This window comes from Micromonospora aridisoli (assembly GCF_056150025.1).
The window spans coordinates 298199-317902 of sequence record NZ_JAXCFK010000001.1 but is presented as its reverse complement, the minus strand read 5'-3'; the positions used below and the strand labels follow the sequence as shown (position 1 = coordinate 317902).

Annotated in this window: 18 protein-coding genes; 7 read left to right on the top strand and 11 right to left on the bottom strand. The window is 71.9% G+C overall.

The genetic code is table 11. From position 1 onward, the window contains the following. Positions 1-38 precede the first annotated feature (38 nt). From ilvD to SM447_RS01390, 4 genes are all read left to right on the top strand, one after another. On the top strand, positions 39-1886 hold the full coding sequence (gene ilvD / locus SM447_RS01405; RefSeq protein ID WP_474570877.1) for a dihydroxy-acid dehydratase: 1848 nt from the start codon (positions 39-41) through the stop codon (positions 1884-1886). Positions 1887-2170: 284 nt separating this feature from the next. Further along, entirely contained in the window at positions 2171-2641 is a 471-nt protein-coding gene (locus tag SM447_RS01400) for a hemerythrin domain-containing protein (RefSeq protein ID WP_474570876.1), read from the top strand. A gap of 36 nt (positions 2642-2677) precedes the next feature. Further along, complete coding sequence (locus SM447_RS01395; RefSeq protein ID WP_474570875.1) at positions 2678-3781, top strand: DUF4037 domain-containing protein; 1104 nt, start codon at positions 2678-2680, stop codon at positions 3779-3781. Positions 3782-3882: 101 nt separating this feature from the next. Further along, complete coding sequence (locus tag SM447_RS01390) at positions 3883-5142, top strand: endonuclease/exonuclease/phosphatase family protein (RefSeq protein ID WP_474570874.1); 1260 nt, start codon at positions 3883-3885, stop codon at positions 5140-5142. Between the two features lie 52 nt (positions 5143-5194). Here SM447_RS01390 and SM447_RS01385 read toward each other — a convergent pair whose 3' ends face one another. From SM447_RS01385 to SM447_RS01375, 3 genes are read right to left on the bottom strand one after another with little or no spacing between them, the layout of a single operon-like run. Continuing rightward, on the bottom strand, positions 5195-5851 hold the full coding sequence (locus SM447_RS01385) for a DUF998 domain-containing protein (protein ID WP_474570873.1): 657 nt from the start codon (positions 5849-5851) through the stop codon (positions 5195-5197). Between the two features lie 11 nt (positions 5852-5862). Beyond that, positions 5863-6282, bottom strand: coding sequence for a VOC family protein (locus SM447_RS01380; protein WP_474570872.1), 420 nt, complete (start codon positions 6280-6282; stop codon positions 5863-5865). 35 nt (positions 6283-6317) lie between these two features. Continuing rightward, positions 6318-6722, bottom strand: a complete 405-nt coding sequence (locus SM447_RS01375; RefSeq protein ID WP_474570871.1) for a helix-turn-helix domain-containing protein — start codon at positions 6720-6722, stop codon at positions 6318-6320. Between the two features lie 155 nt (positions 6723-6877). Between SM447_RS01375 and SM447_RS01370 the strand changes: the two genes are divergently transcribed. The 3 genes from SM447_RS01370 to SM447_RS01360 are packed head-to-tail and all read left to right on the top strand — an operon-like array spanning position 6878 to position 8252. Then, complete coding sequence (locus SM447_RS01370) at positions 6878-7225, top strand: ArsR/SmtB family transcription factor (RefSeq protein ID WP_474570870.1); 348 nt, start codon at positions 6878-6880, stop codon at positions 7223-7225. Continuing rightward, a complete protein-coding gene (locus SM447_RS01365) occupies positions 7222-7659 on the top strand; it encodes an SRPBCC family protein (RefSeq protein WP_474570869.1) in 438 nt (145 codons plus the stop codon). The genes SM447_RS01370 and SM447_RS01365 overlap by 4 nt, the downstream gene beginning before the upstream one ends. After that, on the top strand, positions 7656-8252 hold the full coding sequence (locus SM447_RS01360) for a maleylpyruvate isomerase family mycothiol-dependent enzyme (RefSeq protein WP_474570868.1): 597 nt from the start codon (positions 7656-7658) through the stop codon (positions 8250-8252). The genes SM447_RS01365 and SM447_RS01360 overlap by 4 nt, the downstream gene beginning before the upstream one ends. 35 nt (positions 8253-8287) lie before the next feature. Here the strand turns inward: SM447_RS01360 and SM447_RS01355 are convergent, their stop codons facing one another. From SM447_RS01355 to SM447_RS01320, 8 genes are all read right to left on the bottom strand, one after another. Next, positions 8288-9547, bottom strand: coding sequence for an RNA polymerase sigma factor (locus tag SM447_RS01355; protein ID WP_474570867.1), 1260 nt, complete (start codon positions 9545-9547; stop codon positions 8288-8290). Next, positions 9535-9906: a YciI family protein gene (locus SM447_RS01350; protein ID WP_474570866.1), complete on the bottom strand. Its 372-nt coding sequence runs from the start codon at positions 9904-9906 to the stop codon at positions 9535-9537. Before SM447_RS01350 ends, SM447_RS01355 begins: the two co-directional genes overlap by 13 nt. Positions 9907-10185: 279 nt before the next feature. Beyond that, positions 10186-11706, bottom strand: a complete 1521-nt coding sequence (locus tag SM447_RS01345; RefSeq protein WP_474570865.1) for an ATP-binding protein — start codon at positions 11704-11706, stop codon at positions 10186-10188. Positions 11707-11795: 89 nt separating this feature from the next. Further along, positions 11796-12710, bottom strand: a complete 915-nt coding sequence (locus SM447_RS01340) for an AbfB domain-containing protein (protein ID WP_474570864.1) — start codon at positions 12708-12710, stop codon at positions 11796-11798. Between the two features lie 151 nt (positions 12711-12861). Next, positions 12862-14523: a SulP family inorganic anion transporter gene (locus SM447_RS01335; RefSeq protein WP_474571226.1), complete on the bottom strand. Its 1662-nt coding sequence runs from the start codon at positions 14521-14523 to the stop codon at positions 12862-12864. Between the two features lie 41 nt (positions 14524-14564). Further along, positions 14565-14903 carry an ArsR/SmtB family transcription factor gene (locus SM447_RS01330; protein WP_474570863.1) on the bottom strand — a complete coding sequence of 113 codons (339 nt, stop codon included), beginning with the start codon at positions 14901-14903 and terminating at the stop codon, positions 14565-14567. 170 nt (positions 14904-15073) lie between these two features. Then, positions 15074-17182, bottom strand: a complete 2109-nt coding sequence (locus SM447_RS01325; RefSeq protein WP_474570862.1) for a cellulase family glycosylhydrolase — start codon at positions 17180-17182, stop codon at positions 15074-15076. Positions 17183-17255: 73 nt separating this feature from the next. Next, complete coding sequence (locus tag SM447_RS01320; RefSeq protein WP_474571225.1) at positions 17256-19664, bottom strand: glycoside hydrolase family 2 protein; 2409 nt, start codon at positions 19662-19664, stop codon at positions 17256-17258. Positions 19665-19704 lie beyond the last annotated feature (40 nt).

Genomic DNA, 19704 nt, shown 5'->3' with positions numbered 1-19704 from the left:
CGTGTCCGGACGCTCCGACCGGTGCCAGACTGGTACCCATGCCTGAGCTGCGGTCGAAGACCTCCACGCACGGTCGGACGATGGCCGGTGCCCGGGCCCTCTGGCGGGCCACCGGGATGACCGACGACGATTTCGGCAAGCCGATCGTCGCCATCGCGAACAGTTTCACCCAGTTCGTGCCGGGCCACGTACATCTCAAGGACCTCGGCGGCCTGGTCGCCGACGCGGTGGCCGAGGCCGGCGGGGTGGGCCGGGAGTTCAACACCATCGCGGTCGACGACGGCATCGCCATGGGCCACGGCGGCATGCTCTACTCCCTGCCCAGCCGGGAGTTGATCGCCGACGCGGTGGAGTACATGGTCAACGCGCACTGCGCGGACGCCCTGGTCTGCATCTCCAACTGTGACAAGATCACCCCAGGCATGCTGCTGGCCGCGTTGCGGCTGAACATCCCCACGGTGTTCGTCTCCGGCGGGCCGATGGAGGCCGGCAAGACGGTGGCGATCGAGGGGATCGTGCACAGCAAGATCGACCTGATCGACGCGATGATCGCGTCCTCGAACGAGGCGGTCACCGACGAGCAGCTCGGCGAGATCGAGCGGTCCGCCTGCCCCACCTGCGGCTCCTGCTCCGGCATGTTCACCGCGAACTCGATGAACTGCCTGACCGAGGCGATCGGACTGGCGCTGCCCGGCAACGGCTCGACGCTGGCCACCCACGCCGCGCGCCGGTCGCTCTTCGTCGAGGCCGGTCGCACCGCCGTGGAGATCGCCAAGCGGTGGTACGACGGCGACGACGCCTCGGTGCTGCCCCGGGCGGTGGCCTCCCGGGCCGCGTTCGAGAACGCCGTCGCGCTGGACGTGGCGATGGGCGGCTCGACCAACACGATCCTGCACCTGCTCGCCGCCGCCCGCGAGGCCGAGTTGGACTTCTCCGTGGCCGACATCGACGCCATCTCGCGCCGGGTGCCGTGCCTGGCCAAGGTCGCCCCGAACTCGCCGCAGTACCACATGGAGGACGTGCACCGCGCCGGCGGCATCCCGGCCATTCTCGGTGAACTGGACCGCGCCGGCCTGCTGCGCCGGGACGTGCACGCGGTGCACTCCCCCAACCTGGAGCGCTGGCTGGCCGACTGGGACGTGCGCGGCGGCACCGCCACCCCGGAGGCGATCGAGCTGTTCCACGCCGCGCCGGGCGGGGTGCGCACCACCGAGCCGTTCTCCACCAGCAACCGCTGGTCGTCACTGGACACCGACGCGGCCGGCGGCTGCGTGCGGGACCTGGCGCACGCGTACAGCGCCGACGGCGGGCTGGCCATCCTCTACGGCAACCTCGCGCCGGAGGGCTGCGTGGTGAAGACCGCCGGGGTGCCCGAGGAGTGCCTCACCTTCCGCGGCCCGGCGAAGGTCTACGAATCGCAGGACGACGCGGTGACGGCCATCCTCGCCAAGGAGATCGTCGCTGGGGACGTCGTGGTCATCCGCTACGAGGGGCCCAAGGGCGGCCCGGGCATGCAGGAGATGCTCTACCCCACCTCGTTCCTCAAGGGTCGAGGGCTGGGCCGGGCCTGCGCGCTGCTCACCGACGGCCGGTTCTCCGGCGGCACCTCCGGGCTCTCCATCGGGCACGTCTCGCCGGAGGCCGCCTCCGGTGGGCTGATCGCGCTGGTGGAGCCGGGCGACGAGATCGTCATCGACATCCCGGCCCGCTCGATCGAGCTGAACGTTCCGGCCGACGTGTTGGACGCCCGCCGGGTCGCCCAGGAGAAGCGGGACCGCCCCTACACCCCGCTCGACCGGCAGCGCCCGGTGTCGGCGGCACTGCGCGCGTACGCCTCGATGGCCACCTCGGCCAGCGACGGCGCCTACCGGCGCGTTCCGGAGTGATCGGCCGGATGGCCCGGCCTCCGGTGGCGGGCCATCCGGGTGCGGGTGCTGTCGAGCTGGTGGCGCGAGTGGATCGCGGTGGCTGCTGCGGGTGACGGACCCCGCTTGACAGCACGGACGGATCAGCTCGACCGTGCCCACGGGGTGCATCCAGGGGCAACGGTCGCCGACTCCGTCGGGTAGCCTGAGCCCAACGTCGCGTGCCGGTGACAGACCGTGTCAGGCATGGAGGCGTCGGATACGAAGGACCACGACGATGACATTGTCGTTGCCTTCGCCCTCCTGTGACTGAGGGCGAGAAGACCAGGCTCGTCGCCTGGAGCCACGAGCTTCGCAGCGTGCACGATCGGCTGCGCGAAGCCCTGCACCTGGCCCGCAGCGCACTCGCCGGTGGCGATGCGGCGGAACCCGCCACCCGTGACCTGCTGCTGTTCTGTCACGGCTTCTGTGCCGCGCTGACCGGGCACCACGAGGGTGAGGACCACGAACTGTTCCCCGCGATCTCCGCCGCCCATCCGGAACTGCGCGACACCCTGCGCTATCTCAAGCAGGACCACTCGATGATCGCGCATCTGCTCGCAGGGCTGCAGGCTGCCGTGGACCGGGCCGCTACCCCGGCCGAACTCGACCGCCACGTCGAGGGCATCGCCGCCATCATGGAGAGCCATTTCCGTTACGAGGAACGCCAGCTACTGGCGGTGCTCGACACGCTCGCACTGAACGCGGACCCGTCGGACGTCCTGGGGCCGCTGTGAGCTGTCGCGGCCCACAGTGACAAGCGATGAGAGACGGTGACCGTGCCGACGTTCGTGTCCGGCCTGTCGCTGGCCGCCAGCACGTACCACGAGGCGGTCCGGCCGATACTCGATGCCAGCTTCCCCGGGCTCCCGCACTCGGCGGCGCTGCTCGGTCCCGGTTCCGAGGTGCTCGGCTTCGACACCGCTCGTTCGACAGATCACGACTGGGGTCCACGGCTGCTGCTGTTCCTCCGGCCCGCCGACGCCCGCCGACACGCCAGCGACCTCAGCAGCGTGCTCGCCGAGCGGATGCCCGTCGCGGTGCGCGGCTGGAGCACCAGCTTCAGCCCAGCCGAGCCCGGACGCTCCCGCACCCTGCGGACCGCCGGCCACGGCCCCGTCGACCACCGCATCGAAGTGCTCGACCTCGACGCCTGGCTGGCCGCCCGCCTCGGCCGCGACCCGCGCAGCGGCCTGACCGCCCGCGACTGGCTGGCCATCCCGACCCAACTGTTGCTGGAGGTCACCGCCGGGGCGGTCTTCCACGACGGGCTCGGCCAGCTCGGACCCGTCCGCACCGCGCTGACCTGGTATCCCGACGACGTCTGGCGCTATCTGCTGGCCTGCCAGTGGCGGCGCGTCGCCCAGGAGGAAGCCTTCCCCGGCCGCTGCGCGGAGAACGGCGACGACCTGGGCTCCCGGCTGGTCACCGCCCGGCTGGTCCGGGACCTGATGCGCCTGACGATGCTCATCGAACGTCGCTACCCGCCCTACAGCAAGTGGCTGGGTACCGCATTCGCCCGGCTGCGCTGCGCCCCGGCGCTGCAACCACTGCTCACCGCCGCCCTCGCCGCCACTGACTGGCCGCGCCGTGAGGACGCGCTCTGCGCCGCTTACCAGCATCTCGCCCGCGCCCACAACGCCCTCGGCCTGGCCGACCCGGTCGAGCCCACGGTGCGCCCGTTCCACGACCGGCCGTTCCGCGTCCTGGCCGCGGACCGGTTCGCCGACGCCACCTACGGCGCGGTCACCGACCCGGAAGTGTCCACACTGCCGCGGCACGTCGGTGGCGTCGACCAGTTCGTGGACAGCACCGACGTGCTCAGCGCGGCCGACCCGGCCCGGGCCGTCGCCGCCGCCGCACTGCACGGGCCGTGACCGGACCGGCCACAACAGTTGATCGTCGACCACGGTTCACCCTGGCGTCATGGCGGTCCCGGTAGCGTGGCGATCGTTGATCGTGAATCGGGAGGGTGTCGATGGGTGCGAAGCGAACGGTGTGCGCCGGGATCATGGCGGCGCTGCTCGCCGCGACGACGACGGTCGCGGTGACGGCGCCCGCCACCGCGGGTGGACAGCAACCGGGCGGGAAACGGACCGGCCCGCTGCGGGTGGCGACCTTCAACGCCTCACTGAACCGGGACACCGCCGGCGGGCTGGTCACCGACCTGTCCCGGCGGGACAACACCCAGGCCGGCAACGTCGCCGAGGTGATCCAACGGGTACGCCCGGACGTGCTGCTGATCAACGAGTTCGACCACGACCCGCAGGGGCGGGCGCTGGCACTGTTCCAGGACAACTACCTGTCCGTACCGCGCAACGGGACCCGGGCGATCCGCTACCCGTACCGCTACGCCGCCCCGTCGAACACGGGTGTCCCTTCCGGACACGATCTCAACAACGACGGGACCGTCGGTGGGCCCGACGACGCCTACGGCTTCGGTCTCTTCCCCGGCCAGTACGGCATGGCGGTCTACTCGGCGTACCCGATCGACCTGGCAGGTGTTCGTACGTTCCAGACGTTCCGCTGGCGGGACATGCCCGGGGCGCTGCTGCCCGACGACCCGGCCACCCCCGCGCCGGCCGACTGGTACTCCCGGCAGGAGCTGGCCGACGTGCGGCTGTCCTCCAAGAGCCACTGGGACCTGCCCGTCCGGTTGCCCGGCCGCACCGTGCACCTGCTGGCCAGCCACCCGACGCCACCGGTCTTCGACGGGCCGGAGGACCGCAACGGCCGCCGCAACCACGACGAGATCCGTTTCTGGGCCGACTACGTCTCCCCCGGACGGGCCAGCTACATCTACGACGACAACGGTCGGCGCGGCGGTCTGCGACCGGGAGCGGCGTTCGTGATCGCCGGGGACCTGAACTCCGACCCGTACGACGGTGACAGCGTGCCCGGCGCGGCGCAGCAGCTGCTCGACCACCCCCGGGTCGACGACCGGGTCGTGCCGGCCAGCGCCGGCGGTACCGCCGCGGCCCGGCGGCAGGGCGGTGCCAACCTCGACCACCGCGGCGATCCGCGTTTCGACACCGCCGACTTCGCCGACACCAGCCCCGGCAACCTGCGGGTCGACTACGTGCTGCCGAGCCGGGGCCTGCCGGTCCGCTCCACCGGGATCTTCTGGCCGGTGCCGGGTGACCCGCTGTTCCGGCTGGTCGGCGACTACGACCCGGCCCTGCCGGGCGGCTTCCCCACCTCCGACCACCGGCTGGTCTGGCTCGACCTGCGGCGCTGAGATGTCGCGGGCCCGGCAGCCGGTCGAGCCGGGCCCGCCCGGCCGCGGCCGGCTACCCCGCCCGGTTCAGGGTGAGGGACACCCAGGCCCAGCCGGCGACGACCGCGACAGCAAACGCGATCATCGCGATCGGGTGCCCGCCGGAGCCGATCAACGCCAGCCAGGCCAGGGCGAAGAAGCATCCGGTGGCGATGCTGTACGCCGCCCAACCACGCTCGCCCTGCCGCGCGTACCGGCGACCGGCCACCAGGCAGGCCCCGATGAGGGCGGAGAACGCGACGGCACCCGCCCCGAAGTGCGCCAGGCCGTGCCAGCTGACCTCGCCAGGACCGGCGGGAGTACCGGCGGGAAAGCCGTCGAGCGGATCGGCGACGAAAACACCCGCGAGGACCAGCCCGACGCCGTACTGGCCGACAAGCCACGGGCCGGCACGCCGGCCGAGCCCGGGATGCTCGACCCGGCGCAGGGCCGCCGCCGCGCCGACGCAGAGCAGGCCGGCGACCACGAAACTGCTGATCTGGAGCCAGCCCAGCTCGCCCGTGCTCAACACGCTGACCGGGTGCCGCCGGAAGTCGAAAGCCTCCCGGGTCAGCCCCTGGACCAACGCGACAGTGACCCACACCGGCCCGGCGAGCACACCGCCGGTCAACAGCAGCCGGTCCAGGCCGGCCCGGCTGCTCATCCGGTCGACGCCGATCGCCTCGGTCATCGTGCCGCCCCTCAGCCCTTGTCGAACATCTGCCCGATCCGGATCCGGTTGCCGAACGGGTCGCGGATGCCGAAGTCGATGCCGTACGGCCGCTCCATCGGCTCGTCGGTGATGTCGACACCCTTGGCGACCAGTTCCTCGTACGTCTTGTGGGCGTCGTCGGTGGTCATGAAGAGGAAGCCGCCCGCGGCGCCCTTGGTCAGCAGCTCGCGGACCTGCTCGGCGGTGGCCGGGTCGAGGTTCGGCGGGCCCGGCTTCTCCAGCAGGATCTCCCGCTGCCGGTCGCCGGGGATGTTCACCGTGAGCCAGCGCATGAAGCCGAGATCCTGATCGGTGTTCAGCTCCAGGCCGAGCTTGCCGATGTAGAAGTCGAGCGCCTCGTCCTGGTCGAGGACGTAGATCTGGGAGCGGCTGATCGCGTTCATCGTCATGCCCGGAACGCTAGTGCAACGGCCTGACCTGCTGCTTATCCAAAACTGCTCGGTCTGGTCCACGCCTTCGTGAAGCAGCTCGGCACCGGCGCGACGGGCGCCGTCCGCCGCTTGCGGTAGTCGGTGGGGGACTCCCCGACGATCTGCCGGAAGGTACGGCTGAACGTGCCGAGACTGCCGAAGCCGACCGCGGTGCACACCTCCGTCACGTCCTGACGGGTGTGCAGCAGCAGGTACATGGCCCGTTCCACCCGACGCCGTTGCAGGTAGCGGTGCGGTGTCTCACCGAAGGTGGCCCGGAAGGTGCGGATGAAGTGCGCCTCGGACACGTGCGCGATCCGCGCCAGCGTCGGGATGTCGAGCGGTCGCGCGTACGCCCGGTCCATGGCGTCCCGGGCGCGCAGCATCGCCCGATTCGTCTCCTCAACCGCCCTGCTCACCCCGCCACCTCCCCGGACCACCATGCACCGTCGGGCGCTTGTGTTCATCTTCCCATCGCTCGAAGGCGTGCAGGGCGTGGCGCACCTACCTCCGCCTGGATGCTCGGACACTTTCTCTAGTTGACGCTTGATAAAGCAGATGCTTGAGTAAGCTCATGGGAACCACCATCGAGGACCAGCGGCTTGACGCGGTGTTCACCGCCCTGAGCGACCGCACCAGGCGAGACATCGTCGCCCGGCTCAGCGTGGGCGAGGCGACGGTCAAGGAGTTGGCGGAGCGGTACGAGATGAGCATGCAGGCCGTGTCACAGCACATCGGGGTCCTTGAGCGATCCGGCCTGGTCAGCCGGGGCCGACACCGGCAGACCCGGCCGTGCCGGCTCGAACCGGCGGGCCTGGCGGTCGCCGTCTCGTGGATCGAGCAGAGCCGCCGCACCTGGGCGGCACGAATGGACCGGCTGGAAACCCACCTCGCCGATCTGCAACAGGGTGAGAGCCGGTGAGCGACGAGCTTGTCTACCGACGAGTGCTGCGGGCTCCACGCGAATTGGTGTGGCGTTGCCTCACCGAGCCCGCCGAACTCGCGCGCTTCTGGGGGCCGCAGGGGATGGACACCCCCGTCGACGGCATCGTCGTCGAACTCCGGCCGGGCGGCCGCTTCGAGACCTTGATGCTCGGCACGCACGGCAGCCACCGGATGGTCGCCACGTTCACCGAGGTGGTGCCGCCCGAACGGCTGGCCTGGATCGAGCCGGCCAGCGGGATGCACACCACCAGCACGCTCGATGACCTCGGCGACGGCACCACCTGCGTCGTCATCCGTCAGCGGCACGTACCCGAGGCGATGCGTCGGCCCGAGGCGCGAGCGGGCTTCCTCACCTCCCTCGACAAGCTCGAGGAACACCTCGCGCACCTCATGCAGGGAGACCGACAGTGACCGATCCGCAGTTCTGGGCGGCAACGACCTACGAACGGCTCGCCGATCTTCTCGCCGCCGCAACCGTCGCGACGTGGGACGCACCGTCGCTGTGCGATAAGTGGCTCGTACGTCACGTGATCGCGCATGTGACGATGCCGGTGCGGCTGACCCCCGCGCAGTTCGGCGCCGAGATGGCGGCGGCCGGCGGTGACTTCACAGTGCTCTCCGACACCGTGGCGACGCGGGACGCCGCGCTGCCCCTCACCGACCTTCTCGATCAGCTTCGGTCGCCGGAGCTGCACGCGTGGCAACCGCCGGGCGGCGGCGCGGCAGGTGCGCTGAGCCACGCCGTCATCCACTCCCTGGATGTGACGATCGCCCTCGACCGGCCCACCGTCGCACCACGGGAGGCGGTGACCGCCGTCCTCGGCCACGTCACCGCCGCCAACGGCACCCTGTTCGGGGTGGACGTGACCGGTCTCCGGCTCGAAGCCACGGACATCGCCTGGAGCACGGGGCATGGCCGGCTCGTCCGCGCCGACAGCGGCGCGCTTGTGGCACTCCTCAGCGGTCGCGCGCTCCCCGGCGGGTCCACCCTTCCCCGCAGCTGACCGCTGGGGCCATTCAGGGACAGCCAGCGAGACTGTCAGCCTGGCAGCAGTGAAAGGGCCCGTTCCCGGCATTGCTGGAGGTGTGCCCGCTCGGCGGGGTCGTGGGTGAGGTCGATCGCGCTGGCGTAGGCGACGGCCGCCTCCGTGTGGCGGCCGAGCCGTTCGAGCAGGTGGGCGCGGGCGGTCCTGGCCGGTTGAAACCGTCGGGCCCGACCGTTCTCGACGCTCAGCAGCTCGTCGAGCCGGGCCAGCCCGGCCGCTGGGCCCTCGACTTCGGCGGTGGTGACCGCGAAGGCGACCGCGCCGCCGAGCGACGGCGCGAGCGCGTGTAAGGCGCGATGCAGGTCCAGCAGCGTCGGCCAGTCGGTGATGCCGGTCTCGCGCCGGGCACAGTGCACGGCCTGGACGGCGGCCTCAAGCTGGAAGCGGCCGACCTGCCCGCGCCCGTGCGCGGCGCGCAGGTGCGCGTACGCCCGGTGGATCAGGCGGTCATCCCAGCACGACGGGTCCTGCTCGGCCAGCGGCACGAACCGCCCGTCTGCGTCGAGGCGGGCCGGCAGACGCGCGGACGAGAGCTGGACGAGGGCGGCGAGGCCGTGCGCCTCCGGGTCGTCGGGCACCAGCGTCGTCAGCACCTCCGCGAGGTGCAGGGCCTCGGTGGGCACCTGCCGGGCCTCCGGTCCGGTCGTCGCCCAGTCGATGACGTACGCCCCGTAGACCGCCTCCAGCACTGCCGCCATCCGCCCCGGCAGATCGCCGCGGTCGGGGATGCGGAACGGGATCCGCGCGGCCTTCACGCGCCGCTTCGCCCGCACCAGACGGGTCGCCATCGTCGAACCCGGTACCGAGAAGGCCCTGCCAACCTGAGCGGCCGTGAAGCCGAGCACCGTGTTGAGCATGAGCGGGGTGTGCACGCCGCGCTCGATCGCCGGGTGGGCGCACACGAGCATCAGTTCCAGCCGCCGGTCCGGAATGGCGTCGAGGTCGAGGCCGTCGAGATGCACCGGGCCGTCCCGCTCCACGTCGAGCGGTCCGGTGCGTTGCCAGTGCGCCGACTTCCACAGGTCCCGTAGCCGGTTACGCGCCACGGTCAGCAGCCACCCGTCGGGGGACTCCGGCACGCCCTGGTCGGGCCAGGTGCGCAGGGCCCGCTCGAACGCGTCGGCGAGGGCGTCCTCGGCGGCGGCGAGGTCGCCGGTCGACGCGGACAACAGGGCGAGCAGCCGCCCGTAGCTGTCGCGGGCGGCGACAGTCGCGGCTGCCCACCCTTCGTCGCCGATGGTCAGCTCGTCCATGCCCCGTCGACGATCGCCGTCGCGCTCGGACGTACCTCCACCACGCCCCACTGCGCGGCCGGGCACTTCTCCGCCCAACCGATCGCGGCGTCGAGGTCCGGTACGTCGAGGAGGAACACCCCGGCCAGCGCCTCCTTCGTCTCGGCGAACGGGCCGTCCTGCACCCGCAGGTCACCGTCCCTACGGGTCACTGTCGTCGTCGCCGCGGTCGGCTGCAACACGTCGGCCGCCAGCAGCACCCCGGCCGCGACCAGCGCCCGGCCGTACGCGTCGAAGGCCGCCCTCGCCTCGGCGACGACCTCGTCGCTCAGCTCACCCTCGCCCGGCTCACCGTAGTGAATCAGCAGCGCGTAACGCATGGTCATCTCCTTCGCTCCCAGTGTGGGCCATTGGTGCCCGCACCGAGATGACGAACGACGGCAACCCGAATCGCCACCCGCCGCCGGGAAAGCCTCGGATGTGCATCCACCAGCCATGGAGCGCGCCGGGCCGTGGCTCAGCCACCACCCGGCGACAGGTTCAATCCTTGCGTCCGGTGACGGCCACGGTGACGCCGAGCCCGATCAGGGTGAGCCCACCGACCCCACCGACCAGGGAGAGCCGCCTCGGCGAGCGGGCGAACTCCGTTGGACCGGGACTCAGCGCAGTGTGGCTATCGCGGCCCTGAGGTCGGACTGGGTGATCGGATCCACCGACACGCCTCCGACCGCCTCCCGCATCGCCTTGGCGAACTGGACCCGGCGCAGCAGTTCGCGGATGTCGGCACCGGTGAAGCCGACGCTGAGCGCGGCCAGCTCCTGGACGTCGATATCGTCGGCGACCAGCCGGAAACCGGGACGCTCCCGGGCGACCAGGTTCCGCAGCATCTTGACGAAGATGTCGGCGCGGCCGGTCTCATCGGGTGCCGCGATGGCCAGCTTGACGTCGAACCGCCCGGAACGGACAAGTGAGGCGTCCACCCGGTGCGGGAAGTTGGTGGTGGCCACGACGATGACGTTCGGGTTCTCCTCGACCAGGGTGTTCATCTCCTGCTTGAAGATCCCGGCCACCGCGTTGACCGCCTGGCTGGCGGCGTCGCCACCGGCCCCGGCGTAGCTGATGATGCTGTCGAACTCGTCGAAGAGCAGCACGGTTGGCTCCCGCCAGCGCCGGGCTTCCCGGAAGATCCGCTTGATGTTGCGCTCCGACCCACCGAGCCACTTGTCGAGGATCTCCGGGGTACGGATCTCTCGGAACTCTGCCCCGATCTCGTTGGCCAGGGCCCGAGCCAGCATGGTCTTGCCGGTTCCCGCCGGACCGTACAGCAGAATCCCCTGTGGTCGGCGGGCACCCCAGCGGGCCAGCACCTCCGGATGACGGAACGACACGGCGATCTCGCGGAATCGGGTGACCACCTCGTCGAGACCACCGACCTGATCGAGGGTCACCGCGCCGGAATCGGGAAGGGCCAGCGGCCGGGTCACCTCCGGCGACCTGCCCAGCACGTACCGGTGCCCGCGCAGCAGCCGGGGATCCGGGCCGTCCCCGACGATTTCCCGCACCGCCTGGAGCACCACACCGAAAGCCGCGTTCACGCTCGCCGGCGTGACGGTATCGCCGGGCATCGTCACCAGCATGGTGATGCGCTGTTCACCGCGACCGCCCGGCGCGGGCCACTGAAGGTCGGTACGCAGACCCAGCTCCGCCGCCTCGCCGAGGGTCGCGATGCCGGCCGAATCGGTGGCTCGCATGCCGTCGGGAAGCGGGGCGGGGGCGGCAATCCCCAGGCGGTGGGACGCCGCGACCGCGACCCTACCCACCCCGGCCAGCGCTTTGTCGGCGCCGGGTCGGGTGCGAGCCAGCCTGCGGGCCAACAGCAGCCCCGCCGGGCCGACGAGCACGCCGAGCAGTGAGTTGGCCGTGACGACCGCCAGCGGATGCGCGGGGCCGGTGCGGATCTCGGCTTCGAACCGGTACCCGGGCCGGCCACCGTCGTGCTGCGCACGGAGCGTGCAGCGCACCTGGCGTACCGGCGTGGGGAAGGCGGTGCTGTCCAGCAGCGGCACGGCACCGGTACGGGCCGCGCTCAGTGTGCCGGCCAGGTCGACGACGCTGATCTGCGCGCCGAACCGCTCGAAGTGGTCGGCGTGCGGTCGGAGCTGGTACCGCTCTTCGTCCACCTGGACCACGTCCCTCACCCGGGGATATCGACCAGGAGAAGTCTGCCAGGGCGAAGGGGCACCTGCCACCGCGGAAGGCGGTGGGCCCGCTACAGGGCGGGTCGGACCACGAAGGTGGCCGTCGAGGGCGTTGCCCCCTCACCGATCAGGGAGATCCGCATCTGCGCGTGGGGGTGATGGCTCAGGTACCGATCCGGGTAGTTGTGCGCGCGCAGTGACGTGTGCCGGCCGCCGATGCCGGTGACCGGGCAGAACGTGGCGTCGGCGCGGAACAGGGCGCTGCCGTCGGGACGGTGCAGGAACACGCGGAATTCAGCGTGCCGTAGGTAGTGGCCGGGGAAGTTGACCGACTCGAAGGAGACACAGCTGCGCCTGGCGAGGCCGGTACGGACGACGAACGCGGCGTCGGCTTTCGCGCCGGCGCTGCTGGTGGCACCGACCGGGTCGACTCGGGCCTGGAAGTTGGTGTGTCGGACCCGGTGACCGGGCAGGTTGGCGGCTTCCAGACCGATCCGGGCGCCCGGAACCAGCACCGGTCCGGCGGGCCCGGAGGGCACGGAAGAGGGTGCTGCGGGGGTTCCCGGGGCCGGTGGTGGGGCGTTGGTGGCCGGCATCGCCGGTGTCGTGACGGGGGTGATGGTCGGGCCGGGGCCGGCAGTGCCGCCGCCGGTGCGTGGGTTGAGGCCGGGCCGTACGACCGGGTCGGTGGTCGGGCCGGGCGACGTGCTCCCGTCGCCTCGGTCGTCGGACCCGGTGCCGTTCATGCCGGCCGGCCGGCCGTCGTTGACCGGATCACCCGGTTGGGGCACCCCGGCGACGAACTCGCCGCGGATGGGCTCCTGCGGGTCCCCGTCGCGGAGCGCCATCACCCCGACGAATGCGGTAATGACGACGAGGGCGACCCCGCTGAGCAGATGTGTGCGCCGTGGGGCGGCCCGGCCGACGATCCCGGGAAGCCAGCCACCCATCCGCAGGTGTGACCGACCGTTGCCGTGCTGCGACATGGTGCTCTCCTGCTGCTTAGCGCACACGCCTGACCCGCGCATGATCAAAGGGCCGCAGCGGACACACTCTCACCTTCGCCGCGTTGATGCCAGTAGCACGGCTCCTCGCTGTGCGCGGCGGCCGGTCCGGTACCCGGGTGACGCTGGGCGGTCAGGTTCGCCCGGTCGGTGCCAGCGCGAGTGTCCTCGCGTACGCGATGGCGGCCGGGGTGTCGGGGAAGACCAGTCCGTCGCGGCGCAACTGGTCGGCGACGCCGAGCGCGTCGAGGACCTGGTCGTGACCGGGCACGATGCCGGAGAGCAGCACCGTGGTCCCGCGTCCCTGGAGCCGGCGGATCGCGTCGCCGAGGACGTGGGCGCCGGTGGCGTCGATGGTGGTGACCCGGGACATCCGCAGGATCACCACCCGCACGTCGGCGACGTCGGAGAGCCGGAGCAGGAAGGTGTGCGCGGCGGCGAAGAAGAGCGGCCCGTCGAGCCGGTAGGCCACGATGTGCTCGGCGAGCAGGGCCTGCTCCTCGTCGGTGTGCTCGGTGGAGTCGAGCGGCACCTGTTCCAGTTTCGCGCTGCGGGCGATGGCACGCAGCGCTACGACGACCGCCACTGCGACGCCGACGGCCACGGCGGTGACCAGGTCCCAGATCACGGTGACGGCGAAGGTCAGCACCAGCACGAGCGCGTCGCCCCGGGTGGATCGGGCCAGTGCCCACAGCGACGCGGCCTCGACCATCCGTACGGTGGTGGCCAGCAGGACGCCGGCCAGGGCGGCGAGCGGGATGCGGCCGACCAGCGGGGCGGCGGCCAGCACGATGACGGCCAGCGCCACCGCGTGGGTCAGCGCGGCCAGTTTCGAGGCCGCGCCGGCCCGCACGTTGACGGCGGTCCGGGCGATGGCCGCCGTGGCCGGGATGCCGCCGAACAGCGGCGAGGCCAGGTTGGCCAGGCCCTGACCGAAGAGTTCCCGGTCCGGGTCGTGCCGCTGGCCGACGGTCATCCCGTCGGCGACGGTGGCCGAGAGCAGACTCTCCAGCGCCGCCAGCGCGGCCACCGCGAGTGCGGCGGGCAGCAGTACGCCCACCGCCCCGAGATCGAGGAAGTCCAGCGACGGCGCGGGCAGCCCCTGCGGCAGCGCACCGATCCGGACCAGGTCGGCCGGCACGAACTCGGCGAGCAGCGTTGCGGCGGCCACCGCCAGCAGGGAGAAGGGCAGCCCTGGACGCCACCGGGCACCGAGCAGCATCACCGCCGCGACGCCGAGGGCGACCGCGACGGCGGCCGGCCGGGGGTGTACGACGAAACGGGCGACCGCGTCGGCCGCCACCGCCCACACCCGGTCGCCCTGCGCGTCGGTGACGCCGAGCGCGGCGGGCACCTGTTGCAGGGCGATGACCACGGCGATGCCGGCGGTGAAGCCCTCGATCACCGGCACCGGCAGGTAGCGGACGTAGCGGCCGAGTCGGGCGAGGGCCAGGGCGATCAGGATCAACCCGGCCAGCGCGCCGACCATGAGCACCCCGACCGCCCCGAACTGCGCGACGACCGGCACCAGCACCACGGTCATCGCGCCGGTCGGGCCGGAGACCTGGAGGTTCGAGCCGCCGAAGACGGCCGCCACCGCACCGGCGACCACGGCGGTGATCAGCCCGGCCTCCGCGCCGAGCCCGGAGGTGACCCCGAAGGCGAGCGCCAGCGGCAGCGCGACCACGGCCACGGTGAGCCCGGCGACCAGGTCGCGGCGGGGTGAGCGGCGTACCGCCTGCCAGTCGGCACGGCCCGGTAGCAGGTCGCGGACCCGACGCCAGGCGGCGGACAGGGTCGGGCCGGCCGGATCGACCGGCCTGGTGCCGGTGGCCGTCACCGGTCCGGTCCGCCGGCGCGCAACTCGTCGAGCAGGGCGTCCCGGTCGGTGAGCACCGCGCCGAGGATCCGCCGTCCGGCGGCCAGCAGGTCGGCGACATCGGGCGTGCTGAGCGCGTACATCACCAGCGGGCCGTCCCGGTGCGAGGTGACCATGCCGGCTCGGCGTAGCACGGCGAGCTGCTGGGAGAGGTTCGACGCCTCCACGTCGATGGCGGCCAGCAGGTCGCGTACCGGTCTGGGACCGTCCTGGAGCAGTTCCAGCACCCGGATCCGGACCGGATGCCCGAGGGTGCGGAACAGCTCCGCCTTGGCCTGGTACAGCGGCACCGACATGCCACGCTCCCCCTTGATGTGTCGCCACCGCGGCAGCACCCTGAAGACTTTAGCACTTGCGAAATTCTTCAACACGCGGCGCCTGGTCCACCGTCCTGGGTGCATCTGTTGTCGTGACAGCGACAACAGATGCACCCAGAGACAGGTGAAGGGCGGGCCGCTGGCGCGGCCTACTCGGCGCGGAGGTGGTCCAGGTCGTGGACGCCGGGGCTGACCCAGATCAGGATCGCGCGGACGTCGGCCAGGTCCGAGGTGTCGCAGGACATCTGGGTAAGCAGGTCGATCTCCACGGTGGTGGTGGTGCCCTCGCCGATCCAGCCGAACGCCGACTGGCACCAGGCCCACCCGGCACCGGTCTGCACGGCGATCGAGGTGGAGGTGCCCGCCGAGGCCGAGGTGCGCAGGTCGTAGCGGAGCACGCTCTTGGCGGACAGGTCCACCGGTTCGGGCAGGGTCACGCCGAACCAGCCGCCGCCGGTCGCGGTGACCCGCAGGCCGTACCCGCCGTCGGTGGCGAAGGCGTCGGTCCGCGTCAGGGTGCCGGCGTCGGTCTGCCAGTCGCCGGGCGCCCAGCCCTCCAGGCCGGTCTCCCACGAGGCCAGCACGATCGGGTCGCCGGGTGCCGGCTTGACGGTGACGGTCAACTCGGCCACGTTCGACCGCCGGCCGGCGCTGTCCTGGACGGTGTACGAGGCGACGGCCCGGCCCTGGAACCCGTCGGCCGGGGTGAACTCGACCGCCCCGTCGGTGCCGAGCGCGAAACGGCCGCCGGTGACGGACACCGCGCGCTGCTGTCCGCGTACACCCGGGTCGAGGTCGATGGTGGACGGCCGCACGGTTGCCGCGTACGCGATGTCGTTGCTTGTCGGGGTGAGGGTGACCGGCGTGCCGGCCTCGGTGACCGCGGTGTCGTGGTCGGCGACCGGCGGGCGCGGGCGGAAGCCGCGCCGGATCGTCTCGCCCGCGTTGCTCAGGGTGGTGCAGACGGGGCTCGGGCAGTAGACGGTATAGCCGTCGTAGTCCGGGTAGAGGGTGCCGTCGTCCTGGCTGCCGGAGAGGATCCAGTGCATGAGGCCGGTGCCGCCGGTGCGGATGAACGTGTCGGTCCAGCGCTGGTAGACCGGGTTGCGGGTGGCCTTGTCGTGCCAGCCGAACTCGCCGAGCACGGCCGGCTTGCCGATCCGCCTCGCCTCCCGGTTGTGCCGCTCGATCCAGCGCACGCTCCAGTCGGCGTCGGTGCCCCAGTGGTCCGGGTACAGGTGGTAGCCCAGCAGGTCGACGGCGGGCAGCCGGCTCAACGCGATCGAGTCGACGCCCTCACCGCAGTTGACCGTCCAGTGGCCGGCGTCGGGGCCGTCGCAGAAAAAGCCCTCGTCGCCGACGCCGACCAGATGCCGACGGTCGACGGACCTGATGTGCCGGCTCATCTCGTCGGCCCAGGCGGTGATGGTGTCGGTGGAGCACCGCGGTGAGGGCGGGTAGACCCCGGAGCCCTTGCAGCGCGGCTCGTTGGCCAACTCCCAGGCCATGATCGTCGGGTCGTCCTTGTACGCCACCCCGGTCAGCGTGTTGACCCGGTTGAGCAGGTGCGACACCCAGTCGCGGTACCAGCCACGGATCACCGGATCGGTGTAGAAGTCGTCGTGGTGCTCGGCCCCGCGCCAGCGCACGTACTGGTCGATGCCGCCGAAGTCGCGCCAGTTGTTGGTGAGCGGGATGACCACGCGGACGCCGGCCCGGCGGGCGGCGTACAGCACGTAGTCGAGGCGCTCAAGGCCGTCCGGGCCGTCGTTGATCGCGGGCTTCTGCCCGTCCCAGTACTGGAACCAGACGCCGTCGGCGGGGCCGTGCACCGAGTCGGAGCCGCCCGGGGTGCCGATGTCGAGGAAGCCCCAGTGCCGCAGCACGGTGAACCCCGCGGTCCTCGCGTCGGCGAACACGTCGTCGACCATCGTGCGGGACTTGTACATCAGGTAGTAGTTGTTCGTTCCGGCGAACCGGAACGGCTTGCCGTCGACGAACAGCCGGTCGCCCCTACGAACCACGAATCCCTGGGCCTGACCGCCGACACCCCCGGCACCTCTCGGCACCGCCTCGATCGCGGCGCTTCCCCGCAGCGTCGCGGCACGCCCCGGCAGCGTCGCGGCATCACCGGGCGGCGTCGCCGGGCGCACGGCATCCGTCGGTGTCCGCGGGGGTGCGGCCACCGCCGACCCGGCACCCGCCGTGGCCATCAGGCCAGCCAGGGCCAGCAGTACGCCGGCCAGTCTCTTCCTCATCGGTTTCCCCTTCTGGTGGTGGTGTTAAGAAGGGGCCCTTCCTCTACCGGAGGCGTTAAAAGGGGGCCCTTCCTTACAGGTCGTTCACGCAGCGGAGCACCGGGCGGGTGGTGAGGGCGGTGGGGTCGAGGGGGGTCGCCGACCGGACGGTGAAGGTCGCCGACTCGTCGGGGAGCAGGGTCACCAGCGCCGCGTCGACCTCGGCGGACGGGTCGAGCCGGTCCGGGAAGAGGGTCACGTCACGCAGGATGGTGCGGGCGGTGACGCGTACCCGCTGACCGCCGTCGACCGGCTGCACCGTCGCGTCGAAGGCCGCCGCCGGCCATCGGACGTCGCGGTCCTCGGCGAAGAACCACCACGCCCGTTCGGCGGGGTCGCCGGCGTCGGCGACCAGCAGTTCCTCGTGGGCCTCGTCGGGACGGGCCAGTTCCGCCGGCAGCGCCAGGTCGGCCGTCGCGTACGCGGGCACGTCCAGTTCCACGGTGGTCTTCGCCCTCGGTTCGCCGGCCAGGGTGAGCCGGGTGACCGTGGTCGACGCCCGCCACGGCTGGCCGCCGTCGTTGACCGCGACCAGGGCCAGCCCACCGTCCCGGGGCTGGAGGGTGAGCAGCCGGTCGGCGTAGGCGTGGCGCAGCGCGTACCAGAGTGGCTTGCGGCGACCGTCGCCGTCGATCGCCGCCCACGAGGTGACCGGCCAGCAGTCGTTGAGCTGCCAGACGATGGTGCCCATGCAGTGGCCCCGGTGGGAGCGGAAGTGTTCCACCCCGAGGGCGATGGCCCGGGCCTGGTTGAGCTGGGTGAGCCAGTGCCAGTCGTCGAAGTCGCGCGGCTCGGGCAGGTGCGCGTCCAGCCCTCGGCGCAGTTTCCGGTCGCCGTCGGTGGCCTTCTGGTGGTGCGCCATGCCGGGCGAGTCGTGGGCGAGCGGTTCGTCGGAGAGCGCCCGGCGCAGCGTCGCGTACGCCGGTGGACCCTGGTAGCCGAACTCGGCGACGAACCGGGGCAGATACCCGCGGTACTTCACGTAGTCGTCGGTGTTCCACACGTCCCAGATGTGGGTGGTGCCGTACGCCGGGTCGTTGGGGTGGATCTCCTCGCTGCCCGACCACGGGCTGCCCGGCCAGTAGGGCCGGGTCGGGTCCAGCGTGGCGACGATGCCGGGCAGCAGATCGAGGTAGTAGCCGCGGCCCCAGGTGCGCCCGGCCAACGGTGCCTGCCAGTCCCAGTCGTGCCATCCCCAGAGGTTCTCGTTGTTGCCGGTCCACAGCACCAGCGAGGGGTGCGGCGCGAGACGGATCACCTGCTCGGTGGCCTCGGCGGCCACCTCGGTGGCGAACGGCTCCTCCTCCGGGTAGGCGGCGCAGGCGAAGAGGAAGTCCTGCTGCACCAGCAGTCCGCGCTCGTCGGCCAGGTCGTAGAAGTCCTCCGACTCGTACCGGCCGCCACCCCAGACCCGCAGCAGGTTGACGTTGGCCGCCTCGGCCTGGTCGAGGCGGTGGGCCAGGCGCTCCCGGGTGACCCGGTGAGGGAAGGCGTCGTCGGGGATCCAGTTGACGCCCCGGACGAAGACCGGTGTCTCGTTGACGTGCAGCACGAACGGGGTGCCGTGTTCGTCGGGGGTGGTGTCGAGGCGTACGGATCGGAAGCCGATCCGCCGGTGCCATTCGTCGAGCGGGTCGCCGTCGGAGTCGTGCAGGGTGACCGTCAGCTCGTGCCGGTACGGTGCGCCGTAGCCCCGCGGCCACCAGAGTTCCGGCCGGTGCACGGTGAGGGTCAGCACCACGGACCGCTCCCCCGCCGGGACGGTCGCCTCGGCGCTCTCTCCCGCGACCTGCGCCCGTACGGTGAGCGGCCGGTCGGCCGCCCGTTCCACCTCGACGTGCAGTTCCACCCGGCCGGTGTCGCCGTCGACGGTGACCAGTGGACGCACCACCGCCAGTCGGGCGACCGACCAGCCGTGCAGGGCGATCTCCTGCCAGATGCCGGCGGTGACCAGGGTCGGCCCCCAGTCCCAGCCGAAGTTGCAGGCCATCTTGCGGATGAACTGGAACGGCTCGGAGTACGCGTTCGGCCGGTCGCCGAGCCGTTCCCGCTGCGCCTCGGCGTACCGGTAGGCGGAGTCGAAGCGTACGACCAGGTTGTTGTCCTCGGCGGCCAGCAGCGACGTGACGTCGAAGCGGTGGCCGCGGTGCATGTTCTCGGTGCGGCCGACCTCGACGCCGTTGAGCGTGATCGTGGCGACCGTGTCCAGGCCGGCGCAGACCAGGTCGAGGCGGGCGTGCCCGGCGGCCGGCCGGTCGAAGGTGGTCTCGTACTCCCAGTCGGTACGCCCGATCCAGGTCAGCGCGGTCTCGTTGGCGTCGAGGTACGGATCGGGGATCAGCCCGTCCGCCAGCAGGTCCGTGTGCACGCAGCCCGGCACGGTGGCGGGCACCCGCGCGCCGTCGACCTCGGGCGGCACCTGCTGGCCGGAAACCGCCCGCATGGTCCACCCGTCGTGCAGCGCCAGCCGGAACGGGCCGGTC

What these genes read in the sequence shown, in the direction of transcription:
- ilvD (WP_474570877.1), top strand. Translation starts at nt 39, where the DNA reads ATGCCTGAGCTGCGGTCGAAGACCTCCACGCACGGTCGGACGATGGCC.
- SM447_RS01390 (WP_474570874.1), top strand. Translation starts at nt 3,883, where the DNA reads ATGGGTGCGAAGCGAACGGTGTGCGCCGGGATCATGGCGGCGCTGCTC.
- SM447_RS01385 (WP_474570873.1), bottom strand. Translation starts at nt 5,851, where the DNA reads ATGACCGAGGCGATCGGCGTCGACCGGATGAGCAGCCGGGCCGGCCTG.
- SM447_RS01380 (WP_474570872.1), bottom strand. Translation starts at nt 6,282, where the DNA reads ATGACGATGAACGCGATCAGCCGCTCCCAGATCTACGTCCTCGACCAG.
- SM447_RS01370 (WP_474570870.1), top strand. Translation starts at nt 6,878, where the DNA reads ATGGGAACCACCATCGAGGACCAGCGGCTTGACGCGGTGTTCACCGCC.
- SM447_RS01355 (WP_474570867.1), bottom strand. Translation starts at nt 9,547, where the DNA reads ATGGACGAGCTGACCATCGGCGACGAAGGGTGGGCAGCCGCGACTGTC.
- SM447_RS01350 (WP_474570866.1), bottom strand. Translation starts at nt 9,906, where the DNA reads ATGCGTTACGCGCTGCTGATTCACTACGGTGAGCCGGGCGAGGGTGAG.
- SM447_RS01340 (WP_474570864.1), bottom strand. Translation starts at nt 12,710, where the DNA reads ATGTCGCAGCACGGCAACGGTCGGTCACACCTGCGGATGGGTGGCTGG.
- SM447_RS01330 (WP_474570863.1), bottom strand. Translation starts at nt 14,903, where the DNA reads ATGTCGGTGCCGCTGTACCAGGCCAAGGCGGAGCTGTTCCGCACCCTC.
- SM447_RS01325 (WP_474570862.1), bottom strand. Translation starts at nt 17,182, where the DNA reads ATGAGGAAGAGACTGGCCGGCGTACTGCTGGCCCTGGCTGGCCTGATG.
- SM447_RS01320 (WP_474571225.1), bottom strand. Translation starts at nt 19,664, where the DNA reads ATGCGGGCGGTTTCCGGCCAGCAGGTGCCGCCCGAGGTCGACGGCGCG.